General features: G+C 73.2%; 18 protein-coding genes. 5 read left to right on the forward strand and 13 right to left on the reverse strand.

Annotated elements, in window-relative coordinates; genetic code table 11:
• Nucleotides 1–25: 25 nt before the first annotated feature.
• A complete protein-coding gene (gene recR, locus KM933_RS27070) occupies nucleotides 26–625 on the reverse strand; it encodes a recombination mediator RecR (RefSeq protein WP_189773119.1) in 600 nt (199 codons plus the stop codon).
• A 190-nt stretch (nucleotides 626–815) separates the two neighbouring features.
• Nucleotides 816–1160, reverse strand: a complete 345-nt coding sequence (locus tag KM933_RS27075) for a YbaB/EbfC family nucleoid-associated protein (RefSeq protein ID WP_107018119.1) — start codon at nucleotides 1158–1160, stop codon at nucleotides 816–818.
• Between the two features lie 338 nt (nucleotides 1161–1498).
• Between KM933_RS27075 and KM933_RS27080 the strand changes: the two genes are divergently transcribed.
• Nucleotides 1499–2239, forward strand: coding sequence for an SLATT domain-containing protein (locus KM933_RS27080; protein WP_308013562.1), 741 nt, complete (start codon nucleotides 1499–1501; stop codon nucleotides 2237–2239).
• 106 nt (nucleotides 2240–2345) lie between these two features.
• Here KM933_RS27080 and KM933_RS27085 read toward each other — a convergent pair whose 3' ends face one another.
• From KM933_RS27085 to KM933_RS27095, 3 genes are all read right to left on the reverse strand, one after another.
• Nucleotides 2346–3785, reverse strand: coding sequence for a M20/M25/M40 family metallo-hydrolase (locus KM933_RS27085; protein ID WP_221356759.1), 1440 nt, complete (start codon nucleotides 3783–3785; stop codon nucleotides 2346–2348).
• A 63-nt stretch (nucleotides 3786–3848) separates the two neighbouring features.
• Nucleotides 3849–5381 carry a substrate-binding domain-containing protein gene (locus tag KM933_RS27090; protein ID WP_221356760.1) on the reverse strand — a complete coding sequence of 511 codons (1533 nt, stop codon included), beginning with the start codon at nucleotides 5379–5381 and terminating at the stop codon, nucleotides 3849–3851.
• A 148-nt stretch (nucleotides 5382–5529) separates the two neighbouring features.
• Complete coding sequence (locus tag KM933_RS27095; protein ID WP_221356772.1) at nucleotides 5530–7512, reverse strand: serine/threonine-protein kinase; 1983 nt, start codon at nucleotides 7510–7512, stop codon at nucleotides 5530–5532.
• Nucleotides 7513–7973: 461 nt separating this feature from the next.
• On the opposite strand from KM933_RS27095, the gene KM933_RS27100 reads away from it, so the two are divergent.
• The 3 genes from KM933_RS27100 to KM933_RS27110 all read left to right on the forward strand — a co-directional run bounded on the left by KM933_RS27100 (nucleotide 7974) and on the right by KM933_RS27110 (nucleotide 10966).
• A complete protein-coding gene (locus tag KM933_RS27100; RefSeq protein ID WP_221356774.1) occupies nucleotides 7974–9329 on the forward strand; it encodes an aspartate aminotransferase family protein in 1356 nt (451 codons plus the stop codon).
• Between the two features lie 101 nt (nucleotides 9330–9430).
• Nucleotides 9431–10168: a GntR family transcriptional regulator gene (locus tag KM933_RS27105; protein WP_221356776.1), complete on the forward strand. Its 738-nt coding sequence runs from the start codon at nucleotides 9431–9433 to the stop codon at nucleotides 10166–10168.
• Between the two features lie 147 nt (nucleotides 10169–10315).
• Nucleotides 10316–10966, forward strand: a complete 651-nt coding sequence (locus KM933_RS27110; RefSeq protein WP_221356778.1) for a hypothetical protein — start codon at nucleotides 10316–10318, stop codon at nucleotides 10964–10966.
• Here the strand turns inward: KM933_RS27110 and KM933_RS27115 are convergent.
• From KM933_RS27115 to KM933_RS27130, 4 genes are all read right to left on the reverse strand, one after another.
• Nucleotides 10963–11427: a hypothetical protein gene (locus tag KM933_RS27115; protein ID WP_221356780.1), complete on the reverse strand. Its 465-nt coding sequence runs from the start codon at nucleotides 11425–11427 to the stop codon at nucleotides 10963–10965. The genes KM933_RS27110 and KM933_RS27115 overlap by 4 nt on opposite strands.
• 55 nt (nucleotides 11428–11482) lie before the next feature.
• Nucleotides 11483–11659, reverse strand: a complete 177-nt coding sequence (locus tag KM933_RS27120; protein WP_260334211.1) for a Scr1 family TA system antitoxin-like transcriptional regulator — start codon at nucleotides 11657–11659, stop codon at nucleotides 11483–11485.
• A 20-nt stretch (nucleotides 11660–11679) separates the two neighbouring features.
• Nucleotides 11680–12006 (reverse strand): hypothetical protein, encoded by a 327-nt coding sequence (locus KM933_RS27125; RefSeq protein WP_221356829.1) that lies wholly within the window; start codon nucleotides 12004–12006, stop codon nucleotides 11680–11682.
• 127 nt (nucleotides 12007–12133) lie between these two features.
• Nucleotides 12134–13420 (reverse strand): adenylosuccinate synthase, encoded by a 1287-nt coding sequence (locus tag KM933_RS27130; RefSeq protein ID WP_221356782.1) that lies wholly within the window; start codon nucleotides 13418–13420, stop codon nucleotides 12134–12136.
• Between the two features lie 191 nt (nucleotides 13421–13611).
• On the opposite strand from KM933_RS27130, the gene KM933_RS27135 reads away from it, so the two are divergent.
• Complete coding sequence (locus KM933_RS27135) at nucleotides 13612–14505, forward strand: diacylglycerol kinase catalytic domain-containing protein (RefSeq protein ID WP_221356792.1); 894 nt, start codon at nucleotides 13612–13614, stop codon at nucleotides 14503–14505.
• 184 nt (nucleotides 14506–14689) lie between these two features.
• Here KM933_RS27135 and KM933_RS27140 read toward each other — a convergent pair whose 3' ends face one another.
• The 4 genes from KM933_RS27140 to KM933_RS27155 form a co-directional block, all read right to left on the reverse strand.
• Complete coding sequence (locus KM933_RS27140) at nucleotides 14690–15910, reverse strand: cytochrome P450 (RefSeq protein WP_221356794.1); 1221 nt, start codon at nucleotides 15908–15910, stop codon at nucleotides 14690–14692.
• 120 nt (nucleotides 15911–16030) lie between these two features.
• Nucleotides 16031–16696, reverse strand: coding sequence for a response regulator (locus KM933_RS27145; protein ID WP_221356796.1), 666 nt, complete (start codon nucleotides 16694–16696; stop codon nucleotides 16031–16033).
• Complete coding sequence (locus KM933_RS27150; RefSeq protein WP_430727374.1) at nucleotides 16693–18084, reverse strand: sensor histidine kinase; 1392 nt, start codon at nucleotides 18082–18084, stop codon at nucleotides 16693–16695. Before KM933_RS27150 ends, KM933_RS27145 begins: the two co-directional genes overlap by 4 nt.
• Before the next feature lie 176 nt (nucleotides 18085–18260).
• On the reverse strand, nucleotides 18261–19127 hold the full coding sequence (locus KM933_RS27155) for an alpha/beta hydrolase (protein ID WP_221356799.1): 867 nt from the start codon (nucleotides 19125–19127) through the stop codon (nucleotides 18261–18263).
• Between the last annotated feature and the right edge of the window lie 127 nt (nucleotides 19128–19254).

Here is a 19254-nt window from a genome sequence, read left to right on the forward strand (position 1 = left end):
GGACACCCGTTCGGAAAACGGTCGCTCAGACATCCAGCAGCCGCCTTCCCTCGAAGGCGCGCCCCAGGGTGACCTCGTCGGCGTACTCCAGGTCGCCGCCCACCGGCAGCCCGCTGGCGAGGCGGGTGACCCGCAGCCCCATGGGCTTGATCATGCGGGCGAGGTAGGTGGCCGTGGCCTCGCCCTCCAGGTTCGGGTCCGTGGCCAGGATCAGCTCCGTGACCGCGCCGTCGGCGAGCCGCGCCAGCAGCTCCCTGATCCGCAGATCGTCGGGGCCCACGCCCTCGATCGGGCTGATCGCGCCGCCGAGTACGTGGTACTTGCCCCGGAACTCCCGGGTCCGCTCGACGGCGACCACGTCCTTGGGCTCCTCGACCACGCAGATGACCGAGAGGTCGCGGCGCGGGTCGCGGCAGATGTTGCAGAGCTCCTCCTGCGCCACGTTCCCGCAGGTGGCGCAGAAACGGACCTTCGCCTTGACCTCCATGAGGCACTGCGCGAGCCGGCGGACGTCCGTGGGCTCCGCCTGCAGGATGTGGAAGGCGATCCGCTGCGCGCTCTTGGGACCGACGCCGGGCAGCCGCCCCAGTTCGTCGATGAGGTCCTGGACCACGCCTTCGTACACGGATTGCCTTCCTGTTCCTGTTCGTGCTTCGACCTGTTCGTGCTTCGACCCGGCCGGGTGTCCGGTCGCCCGGGCACCCGATCACCAGACCGCTCGATCACTCGATCGGTACGTACCGTAGTCGCGCTTGCTCTCTTCGTACGTACGGTAGTTGGCGGCCGGTCTTCTTAGAAGGGACCGCCGGGTTGACTTAGAACGGCAGGCCGGGGATGCCGCTGCCGCCGCCCAGCCCCTGCGCCAGCGGGCCGAGCTTCTGCTGCTGGAGCGCCTGGGCGTTCTCGTTGGCCGCCTGGACCGCCGCGACGATCAGGTCGGCCAGGGTCTCGGTGTCCTCCGGGTCGACGGCCTTGGGGTCGATGACCAGGCCGCGCAGTTCACCGGAGCCCGTCACCGTCGCCTTCACCAGGCCGCCGCCCGCCTGACCGTCGACCTCGGTCCGTGCCAGCTCCTCCTGGGCGTTCGCGAGGTCCTGCTGCATCTTCTGGGCCTGCTGGAGCAGCTGCTGCATGTTGGGCTGGCCACCACCGGGAATCACGATCAGCTCCTGGTTCCGTACGACTGCGGGACGACTGCGGGACTGCGGGACTACGGGACTGCCGTGCCTGTCGTGCCCGTTGTGTGCGGGCACGGACCTGTACGGCTCTCCGGCGGGTTTTCCGCCTTGGGATGAGCCTACGTGGTCTACCGGGCCGTCGCTTCAGCACTCTTTCGGGTGAGAGGGCGGGTTGGCCTATACCTGATCAACACCCACGTCCGGGCGGAAGTGCCCGGAAACGGCGGCCGCAGCCGTCCGCCGGGGGGTAGGAAAGACGCGGCGCACCGACTCCGCATGCCGCGCTACCGTCACGCAACGTCACGATTAGGGAGTGCCGGGTGAGCAAGCCGGACATGCAGCCCGAGGGGTCGGGTGAGAACGGACCGGCAGGTCTCGCGCCCCGGGGGGCTGAGCCCGGCGACCTGATAGGGCGGGCCTTCCCGCTGGGCGACTGGGGCGAGCCGGCCGAGCGGCTCCACGAGCTGTACCGGTGGGTGGAGGCGGGGGCGCTCGCCACGGCGTCCTGGTACCTCACCGACCGGGCGTGGAAGCGGCGGGCCGCGCGGGTGCTGCGGGCGGGGGCCGTCGTCGGGGCCCTTGCGGGGGTCGCGCTGCCCCTGCTGGACCTCGCCGGGGTGCTCGGCGGGGGCACCGCCTGGGGGTACCTGGCCCTGCTCGGCGCGGTCGCCTGCGTGGCGGGGGACCGCTTCTTCGGGGTGACCTCCGGGTGGATGAGGGACGTGGCGACGGCCCAGGCCGTGCAGCGCCGGTTGCAGGTACTCCAGTTCGACTGGGCGGCCGAGTGCGTGCGGGAGGTGCTCGGCCCCACCGAGGGGACGGCGGGGGAGGCCGCCGAGCGGTGTCTCGGGGTGCTGCGGAGGTTCTCCGAGGACGTGACGGAGCTGGTACGGGTGGAGACCGTGGACTGGATGGTGGAGTTCCGGGCGGGGGTCGTGCCGGTCGTCTTCCAGGCGGGTGCGGGCGGAGGCGCGCGGGGGGAGGCGGTCCCGCCCCGGCCACCGCTTCCGCCGGGGGCACGGCCGAACATGCCGCGGCAGCGACCGCCCGAACCCCGGTAGGCGGCAGCGGCCGCCCGGACCCCGGCAGGTCGGCTGGGCCCGGCAGGGCGGGGATGCGGCCCGTCCGGGGCGGGGGACCGTTCACGTCTGCGGGGCGGGAGACCGTTCACGTCTGCGGGGCGGGGAACGACACCGGGCTCCGCAGGCCCGCCCCGTTCACCGCCCGGACGCCGAAGAAGACGTTGTCCTTGGACAGGTCCACCTCGTGGGACGTCACGTCGCCCACCGGGATCACGTGCGTCCACTCGGGGGCGGTGGTCTCGCGCCACACCACCTCGTACCCGGCGAGATCCGGCTCGGTCCCCCGCGTCCACACCAGCTCGGTGGCGTTCGTCAGCGCCGCCGTGAGGATCCTCGCGCCGCGCGGTGCGGCCGGTGCCTGGGCCAGGGTCCAGAGCGCGGCCGCGTTGACCCGCGCGACCCGGGCGATGAAGGGGAAGTCGCAGAACTCCGGCAGGTCCCCGTACTGCTTGCCGTCCTCGACCCGCACGTCCTGGTGCTGGTGGGCGAAGTCCTCGGCGGGTTCGGTGAAGCGGGCCGCCGCGTACCCCTGTTCGAGGAAGGGGATGTGGTCACCGCCCCGCCGGTAGCGGTCACGGCGGTAGACCACCCGTACGCGCATACCCGTCGCGGGGTTGTCCGCCGTGTCCCGTACGAAACGGGCCAGCTGGCGCGACGGGGAGTCGTTCTCGCCGCCCACCGAGCGGCGGGTGGCCGCCTGCTCCGGGGTCTCCGACGTCGGCACGCCCTCCGCGAAGAGACGGATCGTGTACGGGTCCTTCGTTCCGTCGTCCGCCCGCGAGGCGCCGACGATGTCGTTGGTGAACATGCCCTGCACGTCCGTACCGGCCGCCTTGAAGCGCGACGCCATGTGCGCGGCCCCGTACAGGCCCTGCTCCTCCCCCGCCACCGCCGCGAAGACGATCGTCGAGGCGGGGCGGCGGGTCGCCATGACCCGGGCCAGCTCCATCGCCACGGCCACGCCCGACGCGTCGTCGTCCGCGCCCGGCGAGTCCGAGGTGGCGTCCATGACGTCGGTGACGCGGGAGTCGTAGTGCCCGGAGACGACGTACACCCGCTCCGGGGTGACCGAGCCGCGCAGGGTCGCCAGCACGTTCGTGATGCGGGTGGCGGTGGGGACGCGGGGCGCGGGCTCCTGGACGTACGACTGGAGTTCGGCCGTCATCCGGCCCCCGGACGCGGCGGCGTACGCGCGCAGCTGCGCGAGGATCCAGTCACGGGCCGCGCCGATGCCGCGGGCGGGGTCGTCCTGGGTGGAGAGGGTGTGCCGGGTCCCGAAGGAGACGAGCTTGCGGACGGTGGCCTCGATGCGGGCGGGGTCGATCTCCCCCAGGAGGGCGCGCAGTTCGCGGGAGGGGGGCTGGGCGGTGGCCGGCGGGCGCGTGCCCGGTCCGGCCGCCCCGGCGTCCGCCCCGGCGGCGGTCGCGGTCGTGGCCGTGGTCGTGGCCGCACCCACCGAGGCGGCTCCGACGGCCGCCGTCGCGGCCAGCACGGTCCTTCTGTCCGGGCTTCTGTCCGGGCTCATGGGTCGCATGGATTGATGGTTGTGTACGCGTCAATCGCAGACAAGGGAGCGGACGGGGCGGCGTCAGCCCGCCCCGCAGAGCCGCTGGCCCACCGGGGTCGCGCACGGCAGGTGGCCGTGGGTGCGGACCACGTCCTGGCCGCTGCCCCGGCTGAGGTACGTGAGGAAGCTGGAGACCAGCGAGTCGGCGGGCGGCGAGCCGTACGTGTACGCGTACTCGATCTCCCGGTACGGGTACACGCTCTCCCCGCGCTCGATCTCCTCGACCGACGGGTCGTGGCCGTCGAGGGTGACGCGGTGCACCCCCTCGTAGCCGGTGGCGAGGTTGAGTTCGCTGTAGCCGATGGAGCCGGGGACGCGCGCGACCGTGCTGAGCACCTGGTCGGTGGAGAAGAGCTCGCAGCGGACGACCGGGGCCGCGGGGTAGTCCTTGTCCCGGCAGTCGGAGGAGTAGTTGGCGCCCTCGTTGCGGCCCAGGACCCGGCGCTGGAACACCTTGCGCGTACCGGAGTTGGCGTCGCGGCTGATCAGACGGACGGGCAGGTCGGGGCCGCCGAGCTGCTTCCAGTTGCTGACCTGGTCGCTGTAGAGGCGGCGTACGTCCTTCGTGGAGAGGTCCCCCACCGGGAGGTCCTCGTGGGCGACGAGCACGAAGACCGAGACGGCGACCCGGGTCTCGCGCAGCTCCCGCAGGCCGCTCGGCCTGGGGCCGTCGGAGAGGGCGATCACCGCCGGGGACCCGTCCTTCGACTCCGCGCCCAGCGCCGCGAGTTCCTGGACCCCGGCGGTGGAACCGTGCGGGTCCACGTCGATCGACGCGCCCTCGCAGTCGTCCTCGTACTTGTCGGCCAGTTCCCGCATCACCGGCCCGAACGCCGTCGAGCCCGTCACCGTCAGCCCGCCCTGCTCGCAGCCGATCGGCGGCGGGGTGTCGTCGCGGGCCACCACGATGACGGCGAGCGCGAGGACGCAGAGGGTGAGCAGTCCGGTGATCAGCCGTGAGGCCCGGCTGAACAGCGGCGGTTTCTCGTCCGGCGTGGCGCTGCGGTTGGGATGCACCTCGCCGTCGCGGATGCCGCCGATGAGCCGTATGCCGCTGCCCACGTCGCCGCCCGACAGCAGCACGAGCAGCTTGAAGTGCTCGCCGCGGTTGAGCGGGACGCGCGGGATGCGCAGAGTGCTGTGCTCGTAGCCGAGCCCGTTCGACGGGGTGAAGTGGTCCATCAGGTGGTCGGTCTCGGCCGGCTGCGTGACCGACACCCCGCGGATCGTGCGGTCCGTGAACACCGCCGTCAGGCCGTGTGGTTCGCGTCCCGTGTAGTCCATGTCGGCGATGCTCTGCGAGCCGTCGTTCTCGATGCGCAGGAGGACGAGCGTCGCGTCGGCCATGCCGGGCGCCTCGTCGAACAGCCCGAGCCGGACGCTGGCACGGCCGAGCCTGACGTCGTCGCCTATCGGGTTGTCCATCTGTACGCGATAGCCGATGCGCTTGCGCCGCGGCACCCGGCGCTCGTACCAGACCATGACCCCCGAGGCCACGATGCCGACGGCCGCCGTGCCCACGGCCACCACGTTCTCTGCGCTGAGCCACTCCACTGGGTGCCCCCACCACTCCCGGAGTCCGACGGTGCGGTCACTGTACGAGCGGGACGGGTGGGATCGCGGTGCCGACGGCTGAAGTTCAGCAGCTGTTCAGGGGCGGTCGTACGGTTACCGCTTCGTGGCCGTCACCGCTTCGTGGCCGTCATTGCTTCGTGTACGTCAACTCCTCGCCGCTGGCGGTGTTCACGCGGCGCAGGCGGCCGTCCGGCAGGACGGTCAGCTCCGTCGCCGCGCCCGGCGAGCAGGACGTGGCCGGTTCGCCGGCGGTGACCTCGGACGGACCGATCCGGAGGGGGTCGCCGGTGCCCGGGTCCTCGGCGAGGGCCGCCCGGAACACGCAGTGGTACGTGCCGCCGCCCGCGGGGCCGTCCGCCGTGAGGGAGAGCACCGTGTCGCCCACCCCGCCCTGCCGGACGGTGAGCCGGCGGGTGTTGCGGCCCGTGTCGTTGTCGATGGTCGCCGTCCAGGTGCCGAGGTACTCGGCGGGGACCGCGCCCTCCGCCGGCGTCCCCTGCGGTGTGCCGGGCGGGCGGGTCGAAGGGCCCCGGGTGGAGGGGCCGGGGGTGACGGGCGCGCCCGTCGCCGGGTTCTCGGTGGGTCCGGTGCCGGCGCGGGTGTCGTCGTCCTTCACCAGGGCGTACACGGAGGCGCCCGCCCCTAGGGCGACGATCAGCGCGACGGCGACCAGCAGGGCGGTGGAGCGGGTGCCCCTGCGGGGCGGCTCGGGGTCGGGGACCGTGCCCGGGCCCGTGCCCGGGCCGTACGGGGGTGTGGGCCAGGCGGGGGGCTGCCGGTGGCCGGGGTGTCCGTAGGCCGGGTGGGCGGGAGGTGGGCCGGCCGGGGAGAGGGGGCCGGGCATGCCCGTGGTCATGGTGGGGAGGTTGCCGAAGGGGGTCCCTGCGGTTCCTGCCGGGGGGAGAGGGGCCGGGGTTTCCGCGCCCCCGGTCCCCCGCGGATCGGGGTGGACGGTCCCGTCCGGGGGCGGGGGCGAGAGCGGGGACGGGGGCGGAGCCCCGGGGGGAAAGGAGGGGTAGGAGTGGTGGGGGCGGGACGCCTCCGGCCCGTCGGCCGTGCCGTCCGCCTCTTCCGGGGGCCTCGCCTCGGAGGGCCCCGTCCGTGAAGGCCCCGCCTGCGGAGGTCCCGGCTGCAGGGACCCCGCTTGCGGAGCCCTCTCCCCCGGGACCCGCCGCTCCCCGCCCCGCTCCTCCGGAGCCTCCGTGTTCAGCAGGTGCACCGCGTGGCGGCCCAGTTGTGCCACCAGCGTGCCCGGCAGCCAGGGGTCGCGGCTGCGGCCGTCCGCGACCGTGTCCTCCGCCCCCGTGCGCCGCAGGATGTCGTCCGGCGTCGGACGGGCGGCCGGGTCCTTGCGCAGGCACTGGCGGACCAGGTCGGCGGTGCCCTCCGGAACCCCTGTCAGGTCCGGCTCCTCCTGGGCGATACGGAACATCAGGGCGTGCGCCCCGCTGTCGGCCGAACCGAACGGCAGGCTGCCCGTGGCCGCGTACGACAGGACCGAGCCCAGGCAGAAGACGTCGCACGCGGGGGTGACCCGGTCGCCGCGCACCTGCTCCGGGGCCATGAAGCCGGGAGAGCCGACGAGCGCGCCGGTGCGGGTGAGACCGCCGTCGGTGACCGTCTCCAGCGCGCGGGCGACACCGAAGTCGATGACGCGTGGGCCGTCGATCGTGACGAGGACGTTCGACGGCTTGAGGTCGCGGTGGATCAGTCCGGCCGCGTGGATGTCCTTCAGCGCGTGCGCGAGGCCGGCCGCGAGGATCCGTACGGAACGCTCCGGGAGCGCGCCGTGGTCGCGGCCGACGACCTCCTGGAGCGAGGGTCCGGCCACATAGCCCGTGGCGACCCACGGGACCGCCGCCTCCGTGTCCGCGTCGAGCACCGGCGCCGTCCAGTGCCCGCCCACGCACCGGGCCGCCCGCACCTCCTGGCGGAAGCGTGCGCGGAACTCCTCCCGCTCGGCGAGTTCCCGGCGGACCAGCTTGACCGCGACCGTCCTGCCGCGGTCGGACCGCGCCAGGTACACCCGGCCCATCCCGCCCGCGCCCAGCCGTGCCAGCAGCCGGTACGCGCCGATCCGGTGCGGATCCCCGGGTCCGAGCTTCTCCATCGAAACGCCGCCCTCCCCCGTACATGTGCGACAGCCGGAGGATAGTGCAGCGGAACGGAGGGGTGGCGGGAGCGGTGTCCACGGTTCCGTAACAGCCGGTGCCCTCCCGGTGACCGGTTTCGGGGCCGGTTTCGGAGCACGCTCCGGGGCCGGTTCCGGAGCAGGCTCCGGGGCCTGTTCCGGAGCCACTCCCGTGGTCCGCTCCGTCGCTTGGGTCAACCGCTCCAGCACCCGTGCCGTCTGCGCCGGGCCGTTCTCCCGACAGCACGCTGCCGGGAGGAGAATAGGGGTCGCCCGGGGCCTCGCGGGCCGTGCGGGCTCCACATGCGGAAAGACCTCCCGGTATGCCGACAGTTGCCCCCTACACGTAACCCGTGCGCGACAAGCGGCCGCGTTCCCCGCCGCACCGTGGGCAGAGGGCCGATGGCGTCCCGCACCCCGGGCCCATACGCTCTGGCCACATGACCCCTCAGCCCAATCCCCAGGCCGGCGCCGCCGTGAAGGCCGCGGACCGCGCGCACGTCTTCCACTCCTGGTCAGCCCAGGAACTCATCGACCCGCTCGCCGTCGCCGGTGCGGAGGGGTCCTACTTCTGGGACTACGAAGGCAAGCGGTACCTGGACTTCACCAGCGGGCTCGTCTTCGCGAACATCGGCTACCAGCACCCGAAGGTCGTCGCCGCGATCCAGGAGCAGGCCGGGAAGCTGACCACCTTCGCCCCCGCCTTCGCGATCGAGGCGCGGTCGGAGGCGGCACGGCTGATCGCCCGGCGGACGCCGGGCGACCTGGACAAGATCTTCTTCACCAACGGCGGGGCCGAGGCCGTCGAGAACGCCACCCGGATGGCCAAGCTGCACACCGGCCGCCCGAAGGTGCTGAGCGCCTACCGCTCGTACCACGGGGCCACCGCCGCCGCGATCAACCTCACCGGTGAGCCGCGCCGCTGGGCGAGCGACACCGGGACCGCCGGGGTCGTGCGGTTCTGGGCACCCTTCCTCTACCGCTCCCCCTTCCACGCCGAGACCGAGCAGCAGGAGTGCGAGCGCGCGCTCCAGCACCTGGCCGACACCATCGCGTTCGAGGGCCCCGCCACCATCGCCGCGATCATCCTGGAGACCGTCCCGGGCACGGCGGGGGTCCTGATCCCGCCGCCGGGCTACCTGGAGGGCGTGCGCGCGCTCTGCGACCAGTACGGCATCGTCCTCGTCCTGGACGAGGTCATGGTCGGCTTCGGGCGGACGGGCCGCTGGTTCGCCGCCGACCACTCCGGTGTCGTACCGGACCTGCTGACCTTCGCGAAGGGCGTCACCTCGGGGTACGTGCCGCTCGGCGGCGTCGCCATCTCCGGGGCGATCGCGGAGACGTTCGCCCGGCGTCCGTATCCCGGCGGGCTCACCTACTCCGGGCACCCGCTCGCCTGCGCCGCCGCCGTCGCGACCCTGAACGTGATGGAGGAGGAGGGGATCGTCGGGCAGGCCGCCCGGATCGGCGAGACCGTCCTCGGCCCCGGGCTGCGCGAGCTGGCGCAGCGCCACCCGAGCGTCGGCGAGGTGCGCGGCACCGGCGTCTTCTGGGCCCTGGAGCTCGTACGGGACCGGGGGACCCGTGAGCCCCTCGTCCCCTACAACCCGGTGGGCGAGGCGAACGCCCCCATGGCGGCGTTCGGCGCCGCGGCGAAGGCGCGCGGCCTGTGGCCCTTCATCAACATGAACCGCACCCACGTCGCGCCGCCGTGCACCATCACGGAGGCGGAGGCCAAGGAGGGTCTGGCCGCGCTCGACGAAGCCCTCTCCGTGGCCGACGAACACACGGCGTGATCGGGGAACCACACAATCCGGTCGGCCCCGCATCGAACGCGTAAGGTGACTGGCTCGTAGACATGAGCGAGTAATCATTCGATGGGGGAAGGAACCTGACCATGCCCGGCACCGGCACCGGTAGCGGCAGTGCCGCCGTGACCCGCAGCACCCTGCGGCAGCAGATCGCGGACGCGCTGCGCGACGAAGTGCTGGCCGGGCGCCTCCAGCCGGGCAAGGAGTTCACGGTCAAGGAGATCGCCGAGCAGTACGGCGTCTCCGCGACCCCCGTCCGCGAGGCCCTGGTCGACCTGTCGGCGCAGGGCCTCCTGGACGCGGACCAGCACCGCGGGTTCCGCGTCCGCGAGTACTCGCTGAACGACTACCGGGGCATGATCGAGGCCCGCAGCCTGGTCACGGAGAGCATCTTCCACGGGCTCCTGGACGCGGAGGCCGCCACCACCCGGGGCGCCCGTGCCGCGTACGCCACCCGCCCCGACGACCCGCGCACCGCCGCCGCACTCGCCGGGGTGCGCCGCCGCGGCGAGGAGGCGCAGCGGGCCGCCGCGGCGGGCGACCTGAACATCCTCATCGGCTACGACCTGCGCTTCTGGCGCGAGCTCAGCATCCTGTTCGGCAATCCCTACCTCGCCGACTTCCTGCACCGGCTGCGCGTCCAGTCCTGGGTGTGCGCGGTCCAGCACCTGCGCCGGGTCGAGGACCTGCGGGGCCATCTGTGGGCCGGGCACACGGAACTCGTGGACGCGCTGGCGCGCCGCGACGCCCCGGCGGCGCGCGGGATCGTCGCCGCGTACAACACCCACTCGCTGGCACTGATCGAGCTGCTGTCGAAGGACTGAGCGCGGCCGGGCCCGGCCGGACCCCCGAGGACCGGGGCCGGTCGGGTGCCCGGCCGGCCGGGGATCCGGTCCGCACGAGGGGGACGACCGACCGCGCCCCCACCCATTACGCTGCCTTGACCACCGTGCTGAACGAGGAGCTCTCAGTTGGCCTGTGACCTGTGGCTGGTCCCGCTCGTCGACGTGTTGTGCCACACCCCCGACAACCCCTTCGCCGAGGAACTCGCGCTGTACGACAAGGCCCTCGGCGAGGCCGGACTCCCGCCGGTACCGGTGTACGCGTACATGCCGGGCCTCTCCGGCGACGTGGCGCCGGTCGCCGGCTTCGACTACGACGCGCTGCACTTCCTGCGCCGCGCGTACCTCCTGCAGGTGTGCCAGCTGCCGGTGACACCGGTCGGCGAACTGGGCGGCGACTACGAGCAGCTGCTGGAGATGTTCGACACGACCGCCCAGCAGTCCCACCTGGTCTGGCACTACGACCACGCGGGCGCGTACGTCCCGGTCGACTTCCCGCATCCGCTGGCGAACGACGAACTCCTCGCGGGGGGCGGCCCCCTCGGCTCCTCCCACGCCCTGCTGCGGGAACTGGAGTTCGTCGCCCCGTCGATCGGCATCGACCCCGCCAATCCGCCGCTCCCGCCCACTCCCCCGAGGGCGCCGACGGAGCTGGAGGAGCCGGCGGCCCCCGCCCCCTTCGACGCCAGCCCGTTCGCCCGCGAACGGCACGTCTGGCTGGGCCTGCACGCGGCGGCGACCCGGAGCCTGGCACAGGGCTCGATGATCGTCTTCAGCTAGCTCCACGTGGCGTCGTGCGCCCGTCCACGGCCTCGTCGCGAGCCGGTCCCTCCCCGGGACCGGCTCCCCGGGGCGGCGATCCGAAGCCGCGCCCCGCCGATCACCCGGGGAAGGTGCCCGGTCTCGAACGGTGTCCGGTCTCGAACGGTGATCGCCGTATTCCGGATGCGGAACACAGCGGTCAGACGACGAGGTCGCCCATCCAGACCCTCCGCCCCAGCTCGTCCAGCTCCGGGGAGTTTCGACGGGGGCGTGATCACGTGGGCCGTCTCGTCGTCCAGCACATAGCAGAGCTGGGCGTGGAGGACCTCGGCCTCGGCGGGGGTGAGGCCGAGCGAGAGGTCCGACGCGAACTCGGCGTCCCTGCTCAGCCAGAGGTCGACGACGAGCGCGCCGCTCTCGTCCCGCCGTACGGGCTTGCTGGGTACGCGGCTGACGTCCATCCGGGGTGCGTTCGTCATGCCGCCACTCCCATCGGGCTCGCCGTGACCGGCCGGCCGATCCGGTGCCCGTGGATCACCCGGGGCCCGACGTCGATCCCGTCGAGCGCGAGGGCCAGCGCCTCCCGGCGTGAGCGCTCGCGAACCCCCCGGCGCTGAACGGTACGACGCGCGTGCTGATGTCGGGTCGCTCGGACTGCTCCAGCAGGTAGTCGATCTGCCTGCGCAGAACCTTCCGGTCGCCGAACCTCATCCTCAACGCGGCCTCATGGATCAGGAACTCACATGAGGGCGGCTCCGAGCGGTCGACATCCTCGGCACCGCCCCGAAGGAACCCGCGAGGCAGGCGGCCGTCAGGTCCTCCTCCTGCGTCGGCTCCCGGTCGGCGACCGACGACAGTGCGGTGGCTCCCCGCTCGTCCTTCTCCGTGAGCCGGATCTGCCCGCCGAGAGCGGTGTGGACGGAGAGCCGACGGCCGTCGGAGAGCACCGTCTCACGGGCGGCGGCTCGCTCCACCTCGGCGTCCTCGGGGGCGACGAACGACAGTTCCTGCTCGTCGCGCAGCGACCGGACGTTCGCCACCCGGAAGCTCAGCAGCATCCTGGCTCCTTCATGGCGGACAGATTGGTCACACCGACCGGTTCGCAGGTCGGATGCGCGGCACCTGGTACACGGCCGGCGGCCGGCCCTGGAGCGGGCCGGCCGCCGGAAGGCGTCAGGACCGGTCCTACCGGAGGAACGAGTTGATCTCGATCGTCTCCGTGCGGCCCGGGCCCACGCCGATGGCGGAGATCGGGGCGCCGGACATGTCCTCCAGCGCCTTCACGTACGCCTGGGCGTTCTTCGGGAGGTCCGCGAAGGTCTTGGCCTTCGTGATGTCCTCCGACCAGCCGGGCAGCGTCTCGTAGACCGGCTTCGCGTGGTGGAAGTCGCTCTGCGAGTACGGCAGCTCCTCGACGCGCCTGCCGTCGATCTCGTACGCGACGCAGACCGGGATCTCCTCCCAGCCGGTGAGCACGTCGAGCTTGGTGAGGAAGAAGTCGGTCAGGCCGTTGACGCGCGTCGCGTACCGGGCGATGACCGCGTCGAACCACCCGCAGCGCCGGTCGCGGCCGGTGGTGACACCGCGCTCGTGGCCGATGCGGCGCAGCGCCTCGCCGTCCTCGTCGAAGAGCTCCGTCGGGAACGGGCCCGCACCGACCCGGGTCGTGTACGCCTTCAGGATGCCGATGACCCGGTTGATCTTCGTCGGGCCGACGCCCGCGCCCGTGCAGGCACCGCCCGCGGTGGGGTTGGACGACGTCACGAAGGGGTACGTGCCGTGATCGATGTCCAGCAGCGTGCCCTGGCCGCCCTCGAAGAGGACCACCTTGTCGTCGTCGAGCGCCTTGTTGAGCACCAGGACGGTGTCGGCGACGTACGGGCGCAGCTTCTCCGCGTAGGTCAGCAGTTCCTCGACGACCTGGCCCGTCTCGATCGCGCGGCGGTTGAAGACCTTGGTGAGGAGCTGGTTCTTGCCGTCGAGGGCCGCCTCGACCTTCTGCGTCAGGATCGACTCGTCGTAGAGGTCCTGGACGCGGATGCCGACGCGGTTGATCTTGTCGGCGTAGGTGGGGCCGATGCCCCGGCCGGTGGTGCCGATCTTCCGCTTGCCGAGGAAGCGTTCCGTCACCTTGTCCACCGTCACGTTGTACGGCGTGATGATGTGCGCGTTTCCGCTGATCAGGAGCTTGGACGTGTCGACGCCTCGCTCGTTCAGCCCGTTCAGCTCGGAGAACAGGACCGACGGGTCGACAACGACTCCGTTACCGATGACCGGGGTGCACCCCGGCGAGAGGATTCCGGAAGGGAGGAGGTGGAGGGCGTACTTCTGATCGCCCACGACTACCGTGTGGCCGGCGTTGTTGCCGCCCTGGTAGCGCACCACATAGTCCACGGAACCACCGAGCAGGTCGGTGGCCTTTCCCTTGCCTTCGTCACCCCACTGAGCACCGAGCAGCACAAGTGCGGGCACGCGCGTACACCCCTTCCGGGTGGGGCATGTCCAAGGTCGGGGACGTACGTGGCCGCTTCTGGTAGGGCTGCGTACGCCCGCGACCACCTTTGGCCGCGACCCGTCGGACCGGATGCCCCGGAATAGACGAAGCCCCTGGCGCAATCGCGCAAGGGGCTCTTGCACAAAGATGCTACCCGAGGAAGCGAGGCATGACCGAGGTGGCGACTTCCGACCAGCTCCTGGTGGTCATCGACCCGGTCGCCCGTCGCGGTGACGGTGAGGCGGTAAGGATCGCGAAAGACGTGCTCAGCGCGGGTGCGACGATGAAGGTGTGCCTCCCCGACGGGCCCGAGGAATTCGACCGGGCACTGGCCCGGAGGGGGTCGCGGCGGCCTGTCGTGATCGGGGACGACCGGGCGCTGCTGCGCGCCGTGTCGCTGCTGCACCGGCGGCGCGAGCTGGCCGGATGTGCGCTGTCCCTGGTGCCGGTCGGCGCGGGCCGCGGGGCGGTGTCGCTCTCGCGGGCCCTGGGGGTGCCGACGGGGGCCGTCGCGGCGGCGCGGGCCGTGCTCGACGGCTCCGAGCGGCGGCTCGACCTGCTGGTGGACGACAGCGACGGGGTGGTGCTGGGGGCGCTGCGGATACCGCCGTCGGGCGGGGGCGCGGAAGGCCGTGACGGGACCGGCACGTACGGAGTCGGTGGGGGCGGCGGGGGCGACGGGGCGCAGCACCACCCCCACTGGCTCCGTACCTGCCGGTCCCTCGTCCGTACGCTCGCGTCGCGGCCCGCCCGCGGCGCGGCGCCCTCCGCTCCCGGGCCCGCCCGGCTGCGGGTCGAGGTCGACGGCCGGATACTCGTCGACCTGGACCAGCCCGTGGCGGGCGTGTCGATCACGCCGGAGGGTGCCGGGGGCGGTGCGCGGGTCGAGGTGCGGCCGGCCTCCGTCGGCGCGGAGGCCGTGCCGCTGGAGGCGGTGGCCCGGACGGTCACCGTGTCCGGGGCGGATTTCCGGTACCGGGCGGACGCGGTGGTGGGAGGACCGGTGCGGACCCGGACGTGGGTGGTACGGGAGAGGGCGTGGGGGCTCACCCTGCCGGGGTAGGCCCGGCAGGGTGGGCCCTCGGGCTCTCCGGCGCTCCCGTCCGCGCTCCCGGCCCGGCGGGACACCGACGGCCTGCGGCAGGCGACCGGCCCCGCTCGGGCCACCGACCGGCCGGTCGGCCATCCGCCCGGCGGGCCCGGTCAGGGGCGTCGCGGGTGTCCGCGGCGTCGGGCCGTTCCCGGTGTCACACCTCGACGTGCAGAGCCTCCAGGCCGCGGATCACGAAGTTCGGCTTCCGCTCGGGTTCGGCCGCGAGCCGCAGCGACGGGGCCCGGTCGAGCAGTGCCCGCATGGACGCCGCGAGTTCCATACGGGCCAGCGGCGCGCCGATGCAGTAGTGGATGCCCGCGCTGAAGGAGATGTGCGGGTTCTCGCCTCGGGAGAGGTCCAGGACCTGCGGCTCGGCGAACACCGCCGGGTCGTGGTTGGCGGAGCCGAAGAGCAGCGCCACCTCGCTCCCCCGCGGGATCACCGTCCCGTCGATCTCGATGTCGTCCAGCACCCACCGCTCGAACATCTGCAACGGGGTGTCGTACCGCATCAGCTCCTCCACGGCCCCGCTCACCAGCCCCCGGTCCGCGCGCAGCGCCGCCAGCTGCCCGGGGTGCCGCAGCAGCGCCCACCAGCCGTTCACCGTGGCGTTCACCGTCGCCTCGTGGCCGGCGTTGAGCAGCAGCACGCACGTCGAGATCATCTCCTGCTCGGTGAGCCGGTCCCCCTCGTCGTACGCCGCGATCAGCCCCGAGACCAGGTCGTCCCCGGGTTCCCCGCGCCGCACGGCGATCAGCTCCCGCAGGAACTCGGTGAACTCCACCGAGGCCCGTACCGCCCGCTCCGCCGTCTCCCGGGACGGGTTCAGCTCGTACATCCCGCAGATGTCCGCCGACCAGGGCCGCAGCCGGCTCCGCTCGGACTCCGGGATGCCCAGCATCTGCGCGATCACCGCCACCGGGAGGGGCTCGGCCACATCCGTCAGCAGGTCGCCGCCGCCGGCCGCGACCAGGCCGCCGACCAGCTCGGACGCCAGCCGTTCCACGTACGGCCGCAGCCGCTCGACCGTCCTCGGGGTGAACGCCTTCGACACCAGCCGTCTGATCCTCGTGTGGTCCGGCGGCTCCAGGTCGAGCATCCCGTGGTCGTTCAGCACGTGGAACGGCTCCTGCTCGGGCGGGGGCGCCGTCCGGCCGAAGTCCTCGTGCGTGAACCGGTGCCGGTAGGTGCGGCCCAGCCGGCGGTCCCTCAGCAGCGCCGACACGTCCGCGTGGTGGGGGACCAGCCACTGGCCGGTGGGTTCGTAGTGGTGGACCCTTCCGCGGGCGCGGAGTTCCGCGTACGCGGGGTACGGGTCCTCCAGGAAGGTCTGGTCCCAGGGGTCGAAGGACTTCGGGAGGTCGGTGGCTGCCATGGGGGGACGCTAGCCGGGGGTGCACCCGTCCGGACAGGGCCCTCCCTTTCCGCGGGGGCGCTCCACGGGCCGCGTCGGCCGCGTCCCGCGGGGGCGCGGCCGGCGGCCGGCGGTCAGCGGTCAGCCCGGTGTCACCAGTCTGGCCTCGTACGCGAAGACCGCCGCCTGGGTGCGGTCCCGCAGGCCCAGCTTGACCAGGATGCGGCTCACATGGGTCTTGATGGTGGACTCGGCCACCACCAGCCGGGTGGCTATCTCCGCGTTGGACAGGCCCTGGGCGATGAGCACCAGGACCTCCGTCTCGCGCTCGGTCAGCTCGCCGTACGCCGCGTGCGCGGCGTACGGGACGCGGGGCTCCTCGGAGATCTTCGAGAACTCCGTGATCAGCCGCTTCGTCACCGAGGGGGCCAGCAGCGCCTCGCCCGCGGCGACCACCCGCACCCCGTCCGCGAGCTGCCGGGCCGAGGCGTCCTTGAGGAGGAAGCCCGACGCCCCGGCGCGCAGCGCCTGGTACACGTACTCGTCGAGGTCGAACGTCGTCAGCACGAGCACCTTCGCCGCGCCGTCCGCCGCCACGATCTCGCGCGTCGCCTCGATGCCGTTCATCTCCGGCATCCGGATGTCCATCAGGACGACGTCCGGTGTGAGCTCCCGGACCCGCTCGACCGCCTCCCGGCCGTTGACCGCCTCACCGACGACCTCGATGTCCGGCATCGCGCCGAGCAGCACCGAGAACCCCTCGCGGACCATCATCTGGTCGTCGGCGATCAGCACCCGGATGGTCATGCCGGGTCCTCCGTCGCCGCCGCGGCCGTCGGGACCGGCAGGAAGACCGCCACCTCGTAGCCCCCGTCGTCCGTCGCTCCCGCCGTCATCTCCCCGTCCAGCATCGACACCCTCTCCCGCATCCCCGTGATGCCGTGCCCGGCCCCCGGTGACGGCTTGACCAGCCCGGTCGCCGGACCGTTCACGATCCGCAGCCCGAGCCCGCCCAGCACATAGCTGACCTCGACCGTGGCGGCGGCACCCGGCGCGTGGCGCAGGCTGTTGCTCAGCGCCTCCTGGACGATGCGGTAGGCGGACAGCTCGACGCCCTGCGGAAGCTCCCGCACCGCGCCCGTGACCGTCCTGTCCACCCGCAGGCCCGCGTCGCGGACGTTCTCCAGGAGGCGGTCCAGGTCCGCGAGCCGGGGCTGCGGGGCGTCCGGGGCCGCGTAGTCCTCGGCCCGTACGACACCGAGCACCCGGCGCAGCTCGGAGAGGGCGACGACCGCGTTCTCCCTGATCACCTTGAACGCCTGCTCCAGCTCCGGCGGCGGGTTCTCCACGCGGTAGGGCGCGGCCTCCGCCTGGATGGCGACCACCGACATGTGGTGGGCGACCACGTCGTGCAGCTCGCGGGCGATCGTCGTGCGCTCCTCCAGGAGGGTCCGCCTGGAGCGTTCGTGCGCGGTCACCGTCTGCTGGGCGGTCACCTCCTGCGCGGCCTCGCGGCGCACGTGCCACACCGTGACGACCAGCAGGGCCAGCGCGCTCACGAACAGGAAGGGCATGGTGTTCGCGTAGTAGTAGCCGCCGAAGAGGAGTTCCACGAAGAGGCCGTAGGCCGCGGTCAGGGCCCACATCCACGCCGCGGTGCGCGGCCTGGTCCGCATCGCCACGACCGTCAGCACGATCAGGTGGGTCGCGAAGGCGCCGGGCCGCCAGGGCCAGTCGCCGCCCCCGCCGGCCTCGAACAGCGCGCAGAGCGGTGTCAGCGCGAGGGAGACCCAGAAGGCGCCGACCGGCCTGAGCAGGGTCAGCGAGATCGCGCCCAGTGACAGGAGGCCGGTCAGGAACTGCGGCAGGTCGCCGCCGCCGTTGCCCGCGAGGGAGATGAGGAACGCCACCAGGCCGGCGAGCACCACCAGGGCGTGCGGGAGGCGGGCGGCCCGCTCCCGCAGACGGGGCGGCAGCCGCCGGACGACGGGGCCGTCCACCCGCCTCTCCGGGAGCGGGCGGTAGGCGAAGGCGTCGTGGAACAGGTCCTGCCGCAACCCCTGCGACGCGTCCAGCGCGAGCTGGAACTCGGGGCTGCGCGGCCGGTCACCGCCCGGCGATGTCGGCTGCGTCTGTATCTGGGTCGTCTCGGTCACGTACAGAACGGTAGGCGGAGGCGGGGCGGCGGTCGTCACCAGTGAGAAGGGTCCTTCGGCCTCCCTCTCAGGTACTACCTGCCCCCGCCTTCCCGACCACCGGGGTCCGCCGAGGTCCGTCAGGGTCCGCCGAGGTCCGCCGAGGTCCGTCAGGGTCCACCGAGGTCGCCAAGGCCCGCCGAGGCCCGCCGAGGCCCGCCAAGGCCCGGCGGGGTCTACCAGGCCAGCTGCGCGATCTCCTCCGCCACCACCGCGCACGCGTCGGCCGCCGGGTCGATCAGCGGGAAGTGGCCCACGTCCTCCAGGAGCGTCAGTCCCACCACCTCGCCGGCCTTCGCCGCCGCCTCCGCGTACGCCTCGGCGACCACCTGCGGCACGACGGCGTCGGTCCTGCCCTGCACCAGCGTGGTGGCGATCCCCGTCGGGAGGAGCAGGGCCGGGTCGGCGTACGGCTGCCGTTCCCCGAACCCCGCCTCCCCTCCCAGCAGCTGGAGCGCGGCTCCGGCGCAGACGTCCAGCTTCCGCGCGACCGTCAGGTCGGCGATCGGGGCCAGCGCCACCACACCGCGCAGCGGGGCCGGCCGGTCCAGGTGCCAGGGCGCGTCGGCCGGCAGCAGATGGCGGGCGGCGGCCCAGAGGGCCAGCTGGCCGCCCGCCGAGTGGCCGGTGACCACCGTGCGGCGCGCGTCCGCCCCCGGCAGCGCCTCCCGGACGAGTCCGGGCATGCCGTCGAGTGCGGCCGCGATGTCGTCGAAGGTGTCGGGCCAGCGCCCCGCGACGGGGCCCGTGCCGCCCTGCGCCGGAAGCGGGGTGCCCCGCCGGTACTCGACGTTCGCCACGGCGAAACCCCGCCCGGCCAGGAAGTCCGCGAACGGGCTGAGGTGCCGCCGGTCGTGCGGGGCCCGCCACGCGCCGCCGTGCAGGACGACGACGAGCGGGGCCGACTCCTCGCCGCCCCGCGGTGCGTAGAAGTCGACGACCTGGTCGGGGTGGTCGCCGTAGGCGGCGGTGGCGTCGGGGGCGACGGGCGGGTGCGAGAAGGCCGACTCCTCCTCCGCGGCGTCGCGGGCGTCGTCCGGCATGCTCCAACCTCTCAGCGGTGCGGTGTGTGGTTCCCGGACCCGTGGGTCCCCTGGGCCTGCGGGACCCGGGGCTCCTGGGAGCCCCCCGGCAACGGGCCACGGGGCGCGGGTCGTTGGCGGGACGGTA

The organism is Streptomyces beigongshangae, assembly GCF_019710745.1.
GTDB lineage: Bacteria > Actinomycetota > Actinomycetes > Streptomycetales > Streptomycetaceae > Streptomyces > Streptomyces beigongshangae.